This is a genomic window from Halapricum sp. CBA1109 (assembly GCF_009741825.1).
GTDB lineage: Archaea > Halobacteriota > Halobacteria > Halobacteriales > Haloarculaceae > Halapricum.
In genome coordinates, this window is sequence record NZ_WPCA01000068.1 from 1 (window position 1) to 15,154 (window position 15,154).

Annotated in this window: 13 protein-coding genes and 1 pseudogene; 5 read left to right on the plus strand and 9 right to left on the minus strand. The window is 66.8% G+C overall.

All coding sequences use genetic code 11. The features are described from left to right. Positions 1–202: pseudogene (locus tag GJ629_RS08950) on the minus strand (hypothetical protein); the annotation flags it as partial. A 198-nt stretch (positions 203–400) separates the two neighbouring features. On the opposite strand from GJ629_RS08950, the gene mch reads away from it, so the two are divergent. Together mch and GJ629_RS08960 are read left to right on the plus strand one after the other, a co-directional pair. Further along, positions 401–1,333, plus strand: a complete 933-nt coding sequence (mch, locus tag GJ629_RS08955; protein WP_157512666.1) for a methenyltetrahydromethanopterin cyclohydrolase — start codon at positions 401–403, stop codon at positions 1,331–1,333. After that, on the plus strand, positions 1,333–1,815 hold the full coding sequence (locus GJ629_RS08960) for a hypothetical protein (RefSeq protein WP_157512667.1): 483 nt from the start codon (positions 1,333–1,335) through the stop codon (positions 1,813–1,815). The genes mch and GJ629_RS08960 overlap by 1 nt, the downstream gene beginning before the upstream one ends. Here the strand turns inward: GJ629_RS08960 and GJ629_RS08965 are convergent. Beyond that, a complete protein-coding gene (locus GJ629_RS08965) occupies positions 1,805–2,644 on the minus strand; it encodes an aldo/keto reductase (protein WP_157512668.1) in 840 nt (279 codons plus the stop codon). The genes GJ629_RS08960 and GJ629_RS08965 overlap by 11 nt on opposite strands. 87 nt (positions 2,645–2,731) lie before the next feature. Here GJ629_RS08965 and GJ629_RS08970 point away from each other — a divergent pair, with 87 nt between their 5' ends. Together GJ629_RS08970 and GJ629_RS08975 are read left to right on the plus strand one after the other, a co-directional pair. Then, on the plus strand, positions 2,732–2,914 hold the full coding sequence (locus GJ629_RS08970; protein WP_157512669.1) for a hypothetical protein: 183 nt from the start codon (positions 2,732–2,734) through the stop codon (positions 2,912–2,914). A gap of 47 nt (positions 2,915–2,961) precedes the next feature. Beyond that, on the plus strand, positions 2,962–4,479 hold the full coding sequence (locus GJ629_RS08975; RefSeq protein ID WP_157512670.1) for a carboxypeptidase M32: 1,518 nt from the start codon (positions 2,962–2,964) through the stop codon (positions 4,477–4,479). Between the two features lie 3 nt (positions 4,480–4,482). Here the strand turns inward: GJ629_RS08975 and GJ629_RS08980 are convergent, their stop codons facing one another. The 6 genes from GJ629_RS08980 to GJ629_RS09005 form a co-directional block, all read right to left on the minus strand. Then, positions 4,483–5,778 (minus strand): glycosyltransferase family 2 protein, encoded by a 1,296-nt coding sequence (locus GJ629_RS08980; protein ID WP_157512671.1) that lies wholly within the window; start codon positions 5,776–5,778, stop codon positions 4,483–4,485. Between the two features lie 49 nt (positions 5,779–5,827). Further along, a complete protein-coding gene (locus GJ629_RS08985; protein WP_157512672.1) occupies positions 5,828–6,808 on the minus strand; it encodes a DUF368 domain-containing protein in 981 nt (326 codons plus the stop codon). A gap of 1 nt (position 6,809) precedes the next feature. Further along, entirely contained in the window at positions 6,810–9,785 is a 2,976-nt protein-coding gene (locus tag GJ629_RS08990; protein ID WP_157512673.1) for an oligosaccharyl transferase, archaeosortase A system-associated, read from the minus strand. Between the two features lie 137 nt (positions 9,786–9,922). Next, a complete protein-coding gene (locus GJ629_RS08995) occupies positions 9,923–11,626 on the minus strand; it encodes an L-lactate permease (protein WP_157512674.1) in 1,704 nt (567 codons plus the stop codon). 87 nt (positions 11,627–11,713) lie between these two features. After that, the gene (locus GJ629_RS09000) at positions 11,714–13,552 is read right to left on the minus strand and encodes a ribosome biogenesis/translation initiation ATPase RLI (protein WP_157512675.1); all 1,839 of its coding nucleotides are present in this window, start codon (positions 13,550–13,552) and stop codon (positions 11,714–11,716) included. A gap of 1 nt (position 13,553) precedes the next feature. Further along, on the minus strand, positions 13,554–13,853 hold the full coding sequence (locus tag GJ629_RS09005) for a hypothetical protein (protein WP_157512676.1): 300 nt from the start codon (positions 13,851–13,853) through the stop codon (positions 13,554–13,556). A 122-nt stretch (positions 13,854–13,975) separates the two neighbouring features. Here GJ629_RS09005 and GJ629_RS09010 point away from each other — a divergent pair, with 122 nt between their 5' ends. Continuing rightward, on the plus strand, positions 13,976–14,239 hold the full coding sequence (locus GJ629_RS09010; RefSeq protein ID WP_157512677.1) for a helix-turn-helix domain-containing protein: 264 nt from the start codon (positions 13,976–13,978) through the stop codon (positions 14,237–14,239). A gap of 7 nt (positions 14,240–14,246) precedes the next feature. On the opposite strand, the gene GJ629_RS09015 is transcribed toward GJ629_RS09010, so the two are convergent. Then, a partial coding sequence (locus tag GJ629_RS09015; protein ID WP_231754567.1) for a halocyanin domain-containing protein occupies positions 14,247–15,154 on the minus strand: 908 nt, incomplete at its 5' end.

A 15,154-nucleotide genomic window follows, 5' to 3' on the forward strand; every position in this document is an offset into this window, starting at 1 on the left:
TGGGGTTCGAGTAGCCGAAGGTCAGTGACTCGGTGTCCTTGTACTCGGCGGGTGCCGGCACCCACTCGGTGTAGCCCGCCCCACCGAGAAACGGAATGGAACTACACCCCGACAACGACCCTGCCGCGAGGAGGCCCGCCGTCGCCGCACCCGATTTCAGCGCTGTTCGTCGCGTCAAAGAGTCCCCTCTATCCTGACTCATACAACGCTTATCTAACGACTACCGTATAAATTCTTGTGGTTGACACAACCAACGCCGACATCCTCGGTCGGTTTGTTCTCCCGTGACGGACGTTCTACTCCCGAGACGGACATATCCGTTCGTCGTCGCTTTCCGCCCCTCCAGTGCTGGACCGCCCGAGTGCGAAAGTGTAAGAATCGGGCGGCCGACACCGGGAGTATGGAAGCGCTCAACCGTATGGCGACGGATCTGGTCGACGAGGCCATCGACTTCGCCGAGGAGTTGACACTGGAGGTCGGACAGCTAGAGACGGAGGCGACGGTGGTGGACTTCGGCGTCGGGACGCCCGGCGGCGTCGAGGCGGGCCTGATGCTCGCGGAGATACAGACCGCCGGCCTCGCCACCGTCCAGTCGAATCTGGGCGAGGTGGCCGGCACCCCGCGGACCCACGTCGAACTGTCGACTGATTACCCCGGACTGGCCCTACTGGGCAGTCAGAAGGCCGGCTGGGAGGTCACGACCGAGGAGTTCGAGGGACTGGGCAGCGGACCGGCCCGCGCCCTCGTCGCCGAGGAGGAGGAGTTCGGCCGACTGGGCTACCGCGAGGAGTTCGACTTCGCCGTCCTCGCTATCGAGAGCGACCAGTTGCCCGACGAGGCCGTCGCCGCACAGGTCGCCGAGATGGCCGGCGTCCCCGAGAGCGGCGTCTTCCTGCCGGCCTACGCCAGCGCCTCCATCACCGGGAGCGTCAACGCCGCTGCCCGAGCGGCCGAACTCGCCACCTTCCGCCTCTCGGAACTGGGTTATGACCCGCTCGACATCCTCTCGGCTCACGGCCGCGCGCCAGTCGCGCCCGTCGCCGACAGCGAGGACGCCGCGATGGCCGCGACAACGGACGCACTCGCCTACGGCGGCCGCGCCCACCTCACCGTCGAGTCCGAGTTCGACCGCTTCGAGGAGGTGGCCTCGACGGCCGCCGACACCTACGGCGACCCGATGGCCGACGTCTTCGAATCCGTCGACTGGGAGATGGCGGAGATAGACACCAGCGTCTTCGCGCCCGCCCAAGTCACCATCGACGTCCGCGGCGGGTCGACCTACACCGTCGGCGAGACTCACGAGGACGTCCTCGCCGAGAGCTTCGAGGACTGATGCGCACGAAGCCGGTGCCGCCAGTCCGGGGGCTGGCCGGTCTCCGGGCGGTCCGGGAGGCCCTCCCGCTGGTCCCCGGCAGTACCGACGACTGCTGTCGCCGGCTGATAGAACGCGCCGACGTACCGGACCGCAACAGCGCCCGGTCGTGGCTCGCCTTCCTCGTCGCCGTCTCCGCGGCCGCCCGCGACGGCGACGCTTACTACCGCGACACCGAGATGCCCGAGACGGCTTCGCTCGCCGCATCGTTCCGCGAGAACGTCCTCGGCGCGCCCGAGGTACTCGACGCGCTGTCGGCCGCGGGTCCGCTCACCGCCGACTCGGCCTTCGAGCGCACACGAAGCGTCGTCCCGCAGTGGGAGCGCAACCGCGACCCGGAATGGGAGTCGACGTGGCGCGACCGGACTGAGCGACTGCTTGCGTGGGCGGTCGTCTTCGATATCGTGAACGAAACCGACGACGGCTACCGCCTCACTCGCTGAGTCGCGCGTACTGGTCGTCGGTCAGGGCTATCTCGGCGGCGGCGACGTTCTCCGCTAAGTGCTCGACGCTGCTGGTCCCCGGAATCGGCAGCGTCACCGGGGAGTGATGTAACAGCCACGCCAGCGCGACCTGCCGGCGCGTGGCGTCGTGGGCGGCCGCCACGTCGTCGAGTACGTCGGCTTTCTCGCCGAGGGTCCCGGCACCGAGCGGGAACCACGGGATGAAGCCGACACCGTACTCCTCGCAGGCGTTCAGCACGTCCTCGTCCTCGCGGTTGCCCACGTTGTACTGGTTCTGGACCGTCGCTATCTCGACGATGTCCCGGGCCGTCTCCAGTTGCTCGACGGAGACGTTACTGAGGCCGACGTGGGCTATCAGGCCCTCGTCGCGCATCTCCGCGAGCGCGTGGACGGAGTCCTCGAAGGGTGTGTCCGGGTCGGGGCGGTGAAGCTGATAGAGGTCGATGGTCTCGACGCCGAGGCGGTCACGGCTGGCGAGGACGGCGTTGCGGAGGTAGTCCGGGTCGCCGTGGGGGAGCCAGTCGCCCTCGGTGTTTCGGAGGAGTCCGCCCTTCGTGGCGACGACGAGGTCCTCCGGGTAGGGTGCCAGCCCCTCGCGGATCAGGCGCTCGCTGACGCCGGGGCCGTAGGAGTCGGCGGTGTCGACGAAGTCGACGCCCAACTCGACGGCCCGCCGGAGGACCTCCTTCGCCGCGTCCTCGTCCTCGGGCGGGCCGATGATGTCCTCGCCGGTGATGCGCATCGCGCCGTAGCCCAGCCGGTGGATGGTCTGTTCGCCGCCGAGGTCGAACGTCTCGGGTCCGTGCATACCGGGACCGACGGCCGCCCGCGGTTTGTGCCTTTGGCCGACCGGCCCCGTCCGGCGCGGCAAAAGGGTAGAGGGGGACCAGCCCGTATGGCCGATATGGGATTCGGCAAACACCTACTGAACGGTATCGTCTCGCTCGTGATCAGCGTCGTCGTGACCGTCGTGATGGCCGACGACGACGACGGCCCGTGGGACCTCTCGGATATGGCCCTCGCGGTCGCGGTGTCGTCGTTTCTCTCCGGGTTCTTCACCAGTTACTTCGCGGAGTGAGCGCTCGCCGCCACAGGTCTATTAGGGCCGGGGTCTAACGCCCGCCTATGGCGACGACTGAGGACGCGGACGCGGCACCAGACGCCTACACGACGTTGCTAGAACAGTACCAGCGAGTGGCAAACGTCGAGGCCGCCTCGGGCCTGCTCTCGTGGGACCAGCAGGTCACGATGCCCGAAGGGGGCGCGCCGGCCCGCGGCCAGCAGCTATCGACGCTGTCGGGCCTCCAGCACGAACTGCTGACCGACGACGCCGTGGCCGAGGCCCTCGAGGAACTGGACGACGCCGAGTTGACCGACGAACAGGCCGCCGTCGTCCGGGAGATACGCCGGCAGTACCGCCGGGCCGACGCCGTCCCGCAGGCCCTCGTCGAGGAGATATCCGCGAAATCCTCGGAGGCCTTGGAGATGTGGGAACAGGCCAAAGCCGAGGACGACTTCGAGACGTTCGCACCGATTCTGGAGGAGTTGATCGAACTCAAACGCGAGTACGCCGAGCACATCGACCCCGACAGGGACCCCTACGCGGTCCTGTTCGAGGACTACGAGCCCTACGTCGACCTCGACACCGCCGAGCGAGTCCTCACTCGCCTGCGCGAGGAGTTGGTCCCGCTCATCGACGACATCGGCGACAGCGGCGTCGAGCAACCCCGGCCGTTCGCCGACGGCACCTTCCCCGAGGACGATCAGGAAGCGCTCTCGCGGGACATCCTCGACCGCCTCGGCTACGACTGGGAGCACGGCCGCCTCGACGTCTCCAGTCACCCCTTCACCTCCGGCACCCAGTACGACTCCCGGATCACGACGCGCTTCGACGAGGACGACCCGCTGGGCGCGCTGACGGCGACCATCCACGAGTTCGGCCACGCCTTCTACAGCCTCGGCCTCCCCCGCGAGGCCTACGGGACGCCGCTGGGCGAGGACCGGGACCTCTCGGTCCACGAGTCCCAGTCGCGCCTCTGGGAGAACCACGTCGGCCGCTCGGAGCCGTTCTGGGACCTCGTCGCCGATGACCTCGACGCCCACTTCGAGGACTTGGACGACGCCGACCCCGAGACCCTCTATCGGGCCGCCAACCGCGTCTACGACGACAACCTGATTCGCGTCGAAGCGGACGAACTCACCTACCACATGCACATCGTCGTCCGCTTCGAGATAGAGCGGGAACTCATCTCGGGCGACCTCGACGTGGCCGACGTGCCCGAGGTGTGGAACGACAAGTACGAGCAGTACCTCGGGCTCCGGCCCGAGACCGACGCCGAGGGGTGTCTACAGGACATCCACTGGAGCCACGGGAGTTTCGGTTACTTCCCGACGTACTCACTGGGGAGCGTGCTGGCCGCCCAGTTGTTCGCCGCCGCCGAGGACGACCTCGGTGACCTCGACGAGGACATCAGAACCGGCGAGTTCGACGCGCTGGCGGAGTGGCTCCGGGAGCACGTCCATCGCCACGGCGCGCGCTACGAGACCGACGAGTTGATCGAACGCGCGACCGGCGAGGGGCTGACAGCCGACTACTTCCTCGAGTACGTCGCCGGGAAGTACGGCGACCTCTATAACTGCTGAGCGTCAGTCGGCCTCGGTGGCCCCGGTCTTGACGACGCTGTACCACTCGCCCTCCCACGAGACGAGGTAGTCGATGGTCCCCTTGATGGCGACGAGGCTGTACAGCGGGAAGACGAACGGAACGACCAGCCAACTCCACCCGACGGAGTCGACGAGGCCGCCGCGGTAGTCCTGTCTCTGGACGGCGAGCGTGATGGCAAACAGCAACGAGAGCGTCGCGGCGATCAGCCACCACGCGCCGACCTGTGCGAGGACGACGAACTTCGGCACCAGCGACAGCATAAAGAGGCTCGCGCCGACCGTCCCGGCCCCGATGATCGCCGAGATGGGGTTTCGGAGCTCACGCAGCGGCCGGATGTCTCCGAGGAGGTAGTGTGAAGCCTGCGCGTAGCCGGTCATCCAGCGCTTGCGCTGGCCCCACCAGTCCCGCAGACTGTGGGCGGCTTCTATCTTCGAGGGGGCCGCCAGTTGCTCGACGACCGTGAGGTCGTGTTTGTAACAGCGGTGGGCGAACTCGAAGTCCTCGGTCAGCATCTCGGTGTGGTAGCCCTCCGTCCGGCGGAACCCCTCACGGGTCATCACGACCGCGCGACTCGCGGCGAGGCGGAAATCCGTCAGGAAATACAGGAAGCGCTGGGCGACGAAGTTCAACAGGATGGACTCGACGTAGGCGACCGACTCGACGAACCCCGTCGGTTCGGGGATGGTCCGGCCCTGCACGAGGTCGGCGTCGTCGAGTTTCGCCACGGCCGTCGACAAAAACTGCGGGTCGACAACCTCGTCGGCGTCGAACACCGCGACGTGATCGCTGTCGGTCACCGAGACGGCGTAGTTGATCGCGCCCGCCTTCGACCCGGGATGCTTGTCGTTGACCAGCACCTCGACCCGGTCGTCCTCGGCCGCCAGTTCACTCGCCCGCTCGCGGCTCTCGGTGTCGTCCGGTTCGGGAACGATCCAGACCGTCAGGTCGTCGTACGCGCCGGCCAGCAGGCTCTCGACGCTCCGGTGGAGCACGTCGGCATCGTGGTAGACCGGGACGATTGCGGCGACTGACCCGCCGTCGGTGGTCGCTGCGGGGTCGCGGTCGACCCGGCGGTCGTAGAGGAACAGGGTCCCAGATACTACGAAGAAGCCGGCCAGCGTCAGCGCCGAGAAGACGGCCTCGACGGTGTTGACGTCGAGGGGTCCGACGGAGAGCGCGAGGCGCTGGTAGCGGCCTTGGAGGTAGCCGATGGCGAGGACCACGACGGCGACGGCGGCGAAGACGCCGCGGGAGAGCGCCCGTCTGAACGAACTCATTGGACAACCGTCCACCGCCGAGGGCCTTCAGTGTGTCTGCTTGGCTCCGTCAGTACTCCATCGAGGCGGTGTAGCGGTCCAACACGAGGACGAGCGCGCCGCCGACGAGTATCGCGGCGAGGAGGCCACCGACCGAAACCGGTCCCAGCGTGTCGGTGTTCGCGGCTATCTCCTCGGCCGGCAGGCGGAGCGCGCCGGCCATCAGACTCACCAGAAAGGCCAGCGTCGCCCGTCGATAGGTGTCAAGCGCCCGTCGGATCACGCGGGCCAGCGAGAGGACGCCCAGCACCGCGCCGACGCCGAACGTGGCGACGACGACCATCGGTTCTAGCACGGACGACAGCGTCGCGTTGCCCAGCACCAGCGCGATGGCCTCGTCGACGAACGATTTCAGGACGCCCGAGAGGTACTCGTACTGCCCGAGCAACAGCAGGAAGAACGCCCCCGAGACGCCGGGGAGGATCATCGCCGAGATGGCGACGATACCGGCGACGAATATCACCGGCAGGGCGTGGGGGATGTCGCTCCCGGTCGTGATGCCCGAGACGACGAACGCCAGCCCGAAGCCCGCGACTGCCGCGCCGATCCGGCCGGGGCTGTCCAGCGAAACCTGATCGCGGAAGACGACGACCGAGGCCCCGATCAGACCGAAAAAGAACGCGAACGTCAGCGCTCGCTCGGCCGACAGCGCCGCGTGGACGGCCCGGGAGACGACCACGACGGCGCTGGCGAGGCCGATGCCGAGGACGGCGAGGAATGGCACGTCCATCTCCAGTAGGTCCTCGAACAGCGCCCGGCGGCCCTCCGCGCGGTGAAGCCGCGGGATGTGACCCAGCGCCCGCGGGTCAAGTTCCGCGATGGCCGTGATCAGTCGCTCGTAGATACCGAGGATGAAGGCGATGGTGCCGCCGGAGACGCCCGGCACCGAGTCCGCCGATCCCATCAGAAAGCCCTTGAGATACACGGACACCCACGCGTAGACGGACGCGCCGACGACGGTTCGCGCCTCGTCGCGGGTGTCACTCGCCATCTCACTCGGGGCGTGCCACCGACTCGGTCGTCGGCGCCGGGAGGTCGTTGCTCTCGGAGGTGTTCTCGCCGCCGGTCGATCCGTCGCCGGTCGACCCGTCACCACTGCCGTCGGTTCCGTTGTCGCCGGTCGACGTCTCTATCTCGGTCAGTTCGACCTCGACGGGTTCGGGGTCCTCGCCGATGACCTGCGCCTCGGAGACGTTGGCCGTTGCATTGTGAGTCGGCCGCTCCAGTCCGCCGCCGATGGTCTCGAGACGGGCGAACTCGTAGGGGCCGGTCGCGCGGACGCTGGTGTTCGTGTAGCCCTGTTCGGGCCCGTAGTTGCTCTCGCCCGTCGTCGAGTACGGGAGCGTCATCTCGAAGTTCCCGTCCTCGTCGGCCTGTGCCCGCTGGGTGTAGGTGAACGTCGAGTTGGCGCTGGGAATCTCCATCTGGACCCTCGCGGTGATGTTCTCACCGGCGGGGCCGGTCCCCTCGACGGTCGCACCGGGGACCCGTTCGAACACCTTCACCCAGCGCGGGTGTTGCTCGGCGAAGAGGCTCGTGATCCGGTTGTTCAGTCCCGGGATCTGGAAGCCGGCACCGAGCAGCTGTCGCAGGCCGGGCTGTATCGAGCGGAACGGTCCGGAGTTGCGCTCGCTGGCTTGGACGAGTCGATACTCCGTCAGCGCCGGGACGCGCTGTTCGGGGTACCGACCGATACCGCCAACCTGTGAGTTCTCGCCCTCGGCCGCGGCCCGGGCCTGTGACATATTGGTGTAGGAGATATTGACGAACGGCGTTCCTTCGCTCGTCGGTGTCGTGAGCCGTTGGCTCGTCTCGTTGTCCTGCGTTCGCAGTCGCGTCTCCTCCCAGTTGGTCACGATGGGGACCGCGTCCTGTGCGCTGCCGTGATAGCGGTACAGGCGCGTCACCATCGTCTCGTAGTAGGCCTGCTTGTGGACGTTTATCGGGACGCCGACTCGGCCAGTCGCGACGTCCAGTCCGAGCACCTCGCGGTAGTAGGTGTCCGTCGAGACGCCGTCGACGAACGCCGGCGGCGCGAAGAACTTCCCGTAAGACCCGGCAGTCGCCATCTGCCAGTCGACCATGAAGTACCGGACGTCGCGGTTCTGTCCGTCACTCAAGTTGCTCAGGACCTCGTCTGCCCGGCTCTCGTTCTGTGCGAGGAGGAACTGTGCGGCCTCCTGTGCGTTGTCCTGGAACGGGTTGGCGACCGGCGTCCGGTTGCCGTCGACGGTGATCCAGTGACCGTAGTCCCACCACGACAGCACACCGTAGCTCCCGTTGGGATACTGGTAGTCGTCGGTCTTGCTCACCGTGTCGTAGGGGCCGAACGAGTTGCCGGCCCCGGCGAAGTTACCCTGCGTGGGCGTGTTGTTGTCCATCCACTGGAGGCTGTCGTGCCAGCCCTGGATGCCGCCGCCCGGCCCGTTGGCCGACTCGTTCGAGGCGGCCAGCGCGTTCGAGTCCGCTGCGGCCAACACCGGGACGGTGACGATCATCAGCACCGTCAGGACCGCCAACACCTGATAGGTCTCTATCTCGGCGTCGGTCGAGAGGTTGGTGATCTGTCGAAAGGCGATGCCGACGACGTACGCCGACAGCGCGGCGACGGGCACCGTCAGGTAGTAGGCGAACCGCTGCTGGGTCAGCGTGGCCAGCATGATGATGACCAGCCACAGCGAGACGAACAGCAACTCCGAACGGGATTCCCGCGTGGTGGCCTGCCGTGCGATGGCTAGCAGGATGCCCGCGGCGGCGATGACCGGCGCGAGACCGTACCAGTTGAACAGCGCGTCCGGCGCGTCCTCGAACGGCAGCGGCTGGACCTCGGCGACGGTCCCGGCCGCGCCCCCGGTCGATCCGGGCACGAGCACGCGGCTGATGTTGTTGACGAGGAACCCGAAGGTGTCGGGGAGAGCGACGGCGATAACCCCGAGCAGTGCGCCGACGAGCGCGAGCGCCGGAACCGGGTACGTCCACGCCGGAAGCTCACGCTCGTCCCACTCCCGGGAGAGCCACGCGAGAAAGCCACACCAGACCGCGCCCGCGAAGGCCAGTCCCGGCTGGAGCAGCGAGAACTGCACCGTCCCGACGCCCAACTGCTCGATGGTCGAGACGAGCAACAGTCCCGCGACAGTGAACATAACGACACCGGCGAAAGCGACGTGTTCGGGGCTGTCGTCGCGGAGGTAGTTGACGATAAGCTGAATCGTGAAGTACAGGCCGAGGATACCGACGAGGAGGACGCCGGGCGGCCACGTCGTCACGTACAGCGCGATGCCGACGCCGGCCAGCGCCGCGTAGCCGATAGGCCGGCGGAGCGCCGCGATGTCGCGGTCGACGACGAGTTCCCAGACCGGCTTCTCCCGGTCGGCGACCTGTAGTGCGACGACGACGCCGAGCACCGCGAGCGCCTGCGTGAACGCCTCGGCGACGTGGTGGTCGGCGAACCCGACGAGGCTGCGGGAGAGCAACTCGCCCGAGGCGAGCGCGAGGATCAGGACGGCGACGATGCCGCTGAAGCGCCCGCCGAGTCGCTTCCCGAGGTAGTACGTCGGGATTGCGATCAGGGCGCCGACGGCTGCCGGCGTGAACAGCAACACCATCGCGATGGTGTTCTCGCTCGGGTTCCCGAGGCCGACGACCATCGCGACCGTCGCGACCACCTGGTCGAAGATGGTCCCGAACTGGCTCACGCTCGTTCCCGTCGGGAAGCGCGTCCACACGTCGTAGGGCATCGTTGCCGGGAAGTTCTCGGTGATGTAGGTAATCTCCCGGAGGTGATACCAGGGGTCGTTCCCGCGGAAGAGAACGTCGCCGTCGACGACAAACTTCCCCCAGGTCCGCGCTCTGGACCAGAACATAAAGATCATCAACAGCGCCAGCGCGGGGACGTGATACCACTGCTCTATCCACCCGGCTACCCGGTCTAACTCCTCGTTCTCGAACTGCCCTCGCCACTGACTCATGTGCGGAGGACCCTCCAGTGTCTCATTAGCCGGTCAAACTGCCAACGCGCGCATAAGCCTTATGAAATACCCCTGCCAGCTCCGTCGGGAACAGCCGGAAAACCGCACGACGCGAGTCGGTTCGTTCGCTCGGGCGGTCAGAATACGCCGCCGATACTGGGCGCGACGACGTACACCAGCACCATCCCGAGGAGGCCGGCGAAGAGCGCGAACAGCGCCGCCGGAACGACCGTCTTCCGCAGGATGTCGCCCTCCCGACCGGAGATACCGACGACCCCGCAGATGGCCGCGACGTTCAGCACCGAGATGGGGTTGCCGACGCCGCCGCCGACGTTCTGGATGGCCACGACCAGCGCCCGCGAGATGCCCACGTCGGCCGCCGCGTCGTACTGCAGGACGCTGAACAGAATGTCAGAGGTGGTGTTCGACCCAGTGACGAAGGTGCCGATGGCACCGATCCACGGCGCGACTATCGGCAGTGCGCCGCCGGCGGCCAACGCCAGCGCCCGCGAGAGCGCGGACATCATCCCGATGAACCCGGCGGTGTTCTCGGCGGACTGGATCATCACCTGGGTCAGCGAGACGGCGACGATCAGCGTCAGTGCCGCCGGCGCGACCTGCCGGAGCGACTCCGCCCACGCGTCACGGGTCTGCTCGAAGTCCATCCCGTAGAGCACGCCCGTCAGTATCGCCACCGGAATGAACGGCATCGTCCCCGGGAGATACAGCGGTTGGAGCGCCCACGCCAGATCCGAGAAGCCCAGTACGTCGAACCCTATCTCGAAACTCTGGAGGGTCGAGACGAGGTCAAGCGTGGGCCACCGGGTCACCAGCAGGACGGCACCGACCAGCAGGTACGGCGTCCACGCTTTCAGCACCGACATCTCCTTGGTCGGCTTGCCGCTGTCGAGTTCCGACAGCGAGAGCCCGCCGAGCCACGTGTCCGACCAACCCTCCCGGTCGGGAAACGTCCACTCGTCCTCGGGCATCAGCCACCCGCGCTGGGAGAAGACGAGGCCCACGGCGAAGGCGGCGAACCCGGCGGCGATGGAGGGCAGCGCCGGACCGATGAACCACGCGACGGCCAGTTGGGTCGCGCCGGCGACGATACCCATCAGGAGCGCGAACGGGACGACCGGTTTGGTGGCGCGGGCCGCCCCGCGCAGCGACTGTTCCTCGTCGTCGCCGAACCAGTAGATGAGGAGGAAGATGCCCAGCACGCCCCAGACGGCGAACGCGAGGCCGGTGAACACGCCGGTCCACTGAGAGACCAGCGCACCGAACTCCGAGGCCGTCATGCTCGCCGGGAGGCTGTCGCCGATGACCGCTTCGACGCCGCCGATGATGGGCGTCCCCGCGGCCCCGAACTGCGGGTTGGGCGCGTTGAAGTACAGGCCGAAGACTGCCGCACCCAGTGGCGGAAAGCCGAGACCGATCAACAACGGCGCCGCCAACGCTCCGGGCGTCCCGAACCCGGCCGCGCCCTCGATGATCGTCTCGAACCCGAGACCGATCAACAGCAACTGGACCCGTCGGTCCTCGGCGATGCCGGTGAAGTGCCAGCGGATCGTACTGATCGACCCACCTAACTCCAGATAGTTCATCAACAGGATGGCACCGAAGACGATCAGGATGATGCTGAACGCCTGTAGCGCGCCGTAGATGGCCGCGCCGGCCCACCACGTCGGCTCCATTCCCCAATAGGCGATACCGAGTACCGTCGCCAGCACCCACCCGACGCCCATCGACCTCGAGGCCGACCAGCGCAATCCGACCAACAGGCCGAACGAGACGGCTATCGGTAGGGCAGCCAGCACCGCCAGGACTGCGACACTTGCCATACGTGCCAGTGTAGAGAATCCACCCCCTTGTAGAAGTTCGGGATTCGCAGCCGGTGAAAAAACCGCGGTAGAGCCCCTCTAAAGTCTTTACTCGGGAGAGTAATAATATTCGCCGGCCTGTTTCTGCTCGCGGTCGAGGTTCGATCCGGGCTTGTTGATCCGGGGGCGACCGGTGCGCTCGTCCCGGCGGAACGTGATGTCGAGGTTGGCGAGGAACTCGTTCATCCCCTCGCGCATCCCCTGTGGCTGAGTCGCGTGGCCGTGTTCGGCGGGTTCGCCGTCGAACACCAGCAGGCGGTCGCTGAGCAGGTCGATCATATAGATGTCGTGGTCGATGACCATCGCCGTCGCGTCGTGGTTCTCGGCGTAGCGGCGGATGGCCGTCGTCGCCATCACGCGCTGTTCGACGTCGAGGTGGGCCGACGGCTCGTCCATCAGGTAGAGGTCGGCGTCCTTCGAGAGGCAGGCCGCGATGGCGACCCGCTGGCGCTCCCCGCCCGAGAGGTCGTCGAGGTTCTGCTCCATCACGGCGTCGAGTTGCAGCGGTTGGGCTATCTCGGTGTTCCAGTACGAGGAGCCGAAGTCGTCGGTGATCGACGCGAGGAAGGCGTCGACCCGCATCGGCTGGTCTATCTCGATGTACTGGGGCTTGTAGGCGATGTCGAGTCGCGCGTCGACCTGGCCCTCGTCGGGTTCGAGGCGGCCGGCCAGTAGCTTCGCGAACGTCGACTTCCCGATGCCGTTGGGGCCGACGACGCCCAGCACCTCGCTCTCGCGGATGGCTCCGGCCTCGACCGAAAGCGAGAACTCGCCGTCGCCGTAGCTCTTTTTCAGTTCGGGGTACTCGACGACGTCGTCACCGGCGGTGACCGAGCGCGGGGCGTGCTCCTCGAAGGTGATCGCCTCCTGCCGGATCCGCATGTTCTCGTTCTCCAGATACCCCTTGAGGTACTCGTTGATGCCGTTTTTCGTGGACTTGGGGTCGGTGATGACACCGAAGGCCCCGGGCTCACCGTAGGCGACGTGGAGGGCGTCGGCGAGCAGGTCCAGAATGGCGAGGTCGTGTTCGACGACCAGCATCGAGCGGTCGCCGTCGGCGGCCAGTTCTTGGATGAGCCGCGCGGCGGTCATCCGCTGACCGATGTCCAGATAGGGCGTAATCTCGTCGAGGAAGTAGAAGTCGGCGTCACGGGCCAGCGTGGCCACGAGCGCGACCCGCTGGAGTTCCCCGCCTGACAGCGTGTCGATGTCCTGATCGATCACCGGGCGGATACCGACGCGCTCGATCAACTCGTCTAAGGCCCCGCGCTCGTCGGTCGCCTCCAGTAGTTCCCGGGTCGACCCGTCGAAGGAATCGGGAATCTGGTCGACGTACTGGGGCTTGCGGGCGACGGACACCTCGTCGTCGCGCATCGCTTGTAGGTAGTCCTGCAGGCCGGTGCCGCGGTAGCGCTCGATGACGCGCTCCCAGTCTGCCTCGGTGTTGAATTCGCCGAGATTCGGCGTGAGTTCGTCGGCGAGGATGTGGACCGCCGTGGTCTTCCCGATACCGTTGGGACCGAGGATACCGGTGACGCGGCCGTCCTCGGGCGCGGGGAGGCCGTAGAGGCCGAAGGCGTTCTCCCCGTAGCGGTGGACGGGGTCGTCCTCCAGTTCCTGCGGGAGGTTGATTATCTCGATGGCGTCGAAGGGGCACTTGCCCACACAGATACCGCAGGACTCGCCCAGACAGATCTCCTCGCTGATGGATATCTGGTCGGGCGTGCCGTCGAAGTGTTCCTCCTCGTCGTCGCCGTAGCGCTCCTCGCGAGTGACGATACACTCCTTGCCCGAGCGGTTCGGCGGGCAGAAGTTCGCACACTCGTAGTTACAGCGGTCGGGTTGGCACCTGTCGAGGTCCACGACCGCGATACTGTCCTCGGACATCCTACGCCCCCGCGGTCAGCAGTAGCGTCCAGGAGACGAACCACAGCGAGAACGTCATGAACACTACGTAGAGATAGTCCTTCGTCGAGAAGTCCTCGACGTCGAAGCCGGCGAGGTGCAGGACCGGGAACTGGAGCAGTATCGCACCGACCAGTGCCAAGACTCCCGTGTTGCCGGTCGGCGATGCCGCCAGCACGAACTCGGCCACCATCGCGGCAGCGACCCCCATCACGGATGCGAGGGTCGTCACCACCATACTCCGGTGGTGGCCGCTCCGGCGGTCGACCGTCTCTGTTGCCATACGCGAACGTGGACGACCCGAAGTGAAAAGCCGTTCGTTCGATGCGTCTCCTCCTGCTGTCCGGACGTAACGGGAAACCGTTGCCTCAATCTTTATACCCCGGGCGTTCTTGGTTGCAGTCGATGGCAGAGTCCGACGGGGAGGATATCACCGATCTACCGCCAAGCGCGAAGCTCGTCTTCAAAGTACTGGAGTATAAGGGACCGCTCACGCAGAAAGGGATCGTCGAGGAGTCGATGCTGTCGGCTCGAACGGTCCGATACGCGCTCGAACGCCTCGAGGAGGTGGGGGCCGTCTCGGAGGACGTCTACTTCGCGGACGCCAGACAGAACCTCTACGAACTCACGACCGAGGAACCGGACCAGACCGAACAGGCGCTGAGCTGAGCCGTCCTCACTGCGTCCGCCCGCTCCGGTGTTCGTGAGTCCCCAAGCCGATCAGCCCGAACAGCCCGCCGACGAGTGCGACCGCGCCACCGACCGACAGCCACTTGCTCGCGTCGATACCGCTGTCGCCACCACCGCCGCCGTTCCCGCCGGGAACGACGACGGCACCGCGCATCCCCATCTCCTTGTGGGGGGTGCAGTAGTACTTGTGGACGCCGCCGCTCTCGAAGGTGCGTTCGAACGTGTGGCCGGCCTCGCCGACGAGGTCGCTGCTGAAGCTTCCGTCGTCGGCGACGACGTCGTGTGAGCCGCCCTGTCCAGTCCACTCCCACGTGACCGTCGTCCCGGGGTCGACCCTGATGGCCGGCGGCCCGAAGGCGAACGTGCCGTTGTTGCCCTCGACGCCGACTTCGACGGTCACGCTGTCCTGGCCGGTCATGTCGGCCGTCTCCTCGAAGTTCGAGACGCCGTCGAACCAATCGCCGTAGTCGGGGCCGCTACTACTACTCTCGGACCCGCCGGCGTCTTCGAACTCCTGGTCGCCGACCACGACGACGCCTTTCATCCCGAGCATCTCGTGTGGCGAACAGTAGTACTTCACGACGCCCTCCTCCTCGAAGGTTTGCTCGAAGTTGAACCCGGCCTCGGCGGTCGACTCGCTCTCGAAGGCGCCGTCCTGTTCGACGACGTTGTGGTAGCCGTCGCCGGTCCACTCCCAGACGATGGTCGTGCCGGGGTCGACCCGGACCGCCGCGGGGCCGAACCCGTTGGTCCCGTTGTTGCCCTGTACGCCGACGTCGACGACCACCTCGTCGCTGCCGCGTTCGTCGACGAGGCGTCGTAGTTGCTCGTGTTCGAGAGCCAGCCGTCGAACCCCGGGGCGGCCGCCGCAGTCCCGACGCCGCCGACGCCCGC

Coding starts and splice junctions, on each gene's coding strand:
- GJ629_RS08985 (WP_157512672.1), bottom strand. CDS start 6,808: ATGGCGAGTGACACCCGCGACGAGGCGCGAACCGTCGTCGGCGCGTCC.
- GJ629_RS08990 (WP_157512673.1), bottom strand. CDS start 9,785: ATGAGTCAGTGGCGAGGGCAGTTCGAGAACGAGGAGTTAGACCGGGTA.
- GJ629_RS08965 (WP_157512668.1), bottom strand. CDS start 2,644: ATGCACGGACCCGAGACGTTCGACCTCGGCGGCGAACAGACCATCCAC.
- GJ629_RS08960 (WP_157512667.1), top strand. CDS start 1,333: ATGCGCACGAAGCCGGTGCCGCCAGTCCGGGGGCTGGCCGGTCTCCGG.
- GJ629_RS08980 (WP_157512671.1), bottom strand. CDS start 5,778: ATGAGTTCGTTCAGACGGGCGCTCTCCCGCGGCGTCTTCGCCGCCGTC.
- mch (WP_157512666.1), top strand. CDS start 401: ATGGAAGCGCTCAACCGTATGGCGACGGATCTGGTCGACGAGGCCATC.
- GJ629_RS08995 (WP_157512674.1), bottom strand. CDS start 11,626: ATGGCAAGTGTCGCAGTCCTGGCGGTGCTGGCTGCCCTACCGATAGCC.
- GJ629_RS09010 (WP_157512677.1), top strand. CDS start 13,976: ATGGCAGAGTCCGACGGGGAGGATATCACCGATCTACCGCCAAGCGCG.
- GJ629_RS08975 (WP_157512670.1), top strand. CDS start 2,962: ATGGCGACGACTGAGGACGCGGACGCGGCACCAGACGCCTACACGACG.
- GJ629_RS09005 (WP_157512676.1), bottom strand. CDS start 13,853: ATGGCAACAGAGACGGTCGACCGCCGGAGCGGCCACCACCGGAGTATG.
- GJ629_RS08970 (WP_157512669.1), top strand. CDS start 2,732: ATGGCCGATATGGGATTCGGCAAACACCTACTGAACGGTATCGTCTCG.
- GJ629_RS09000 (WP_157512675.1), bottom strand. CDS start 13,552: ATGTCCGAGGACAGTATCGCGGTCGTGGACCTCGACAGGTGCCAACCC.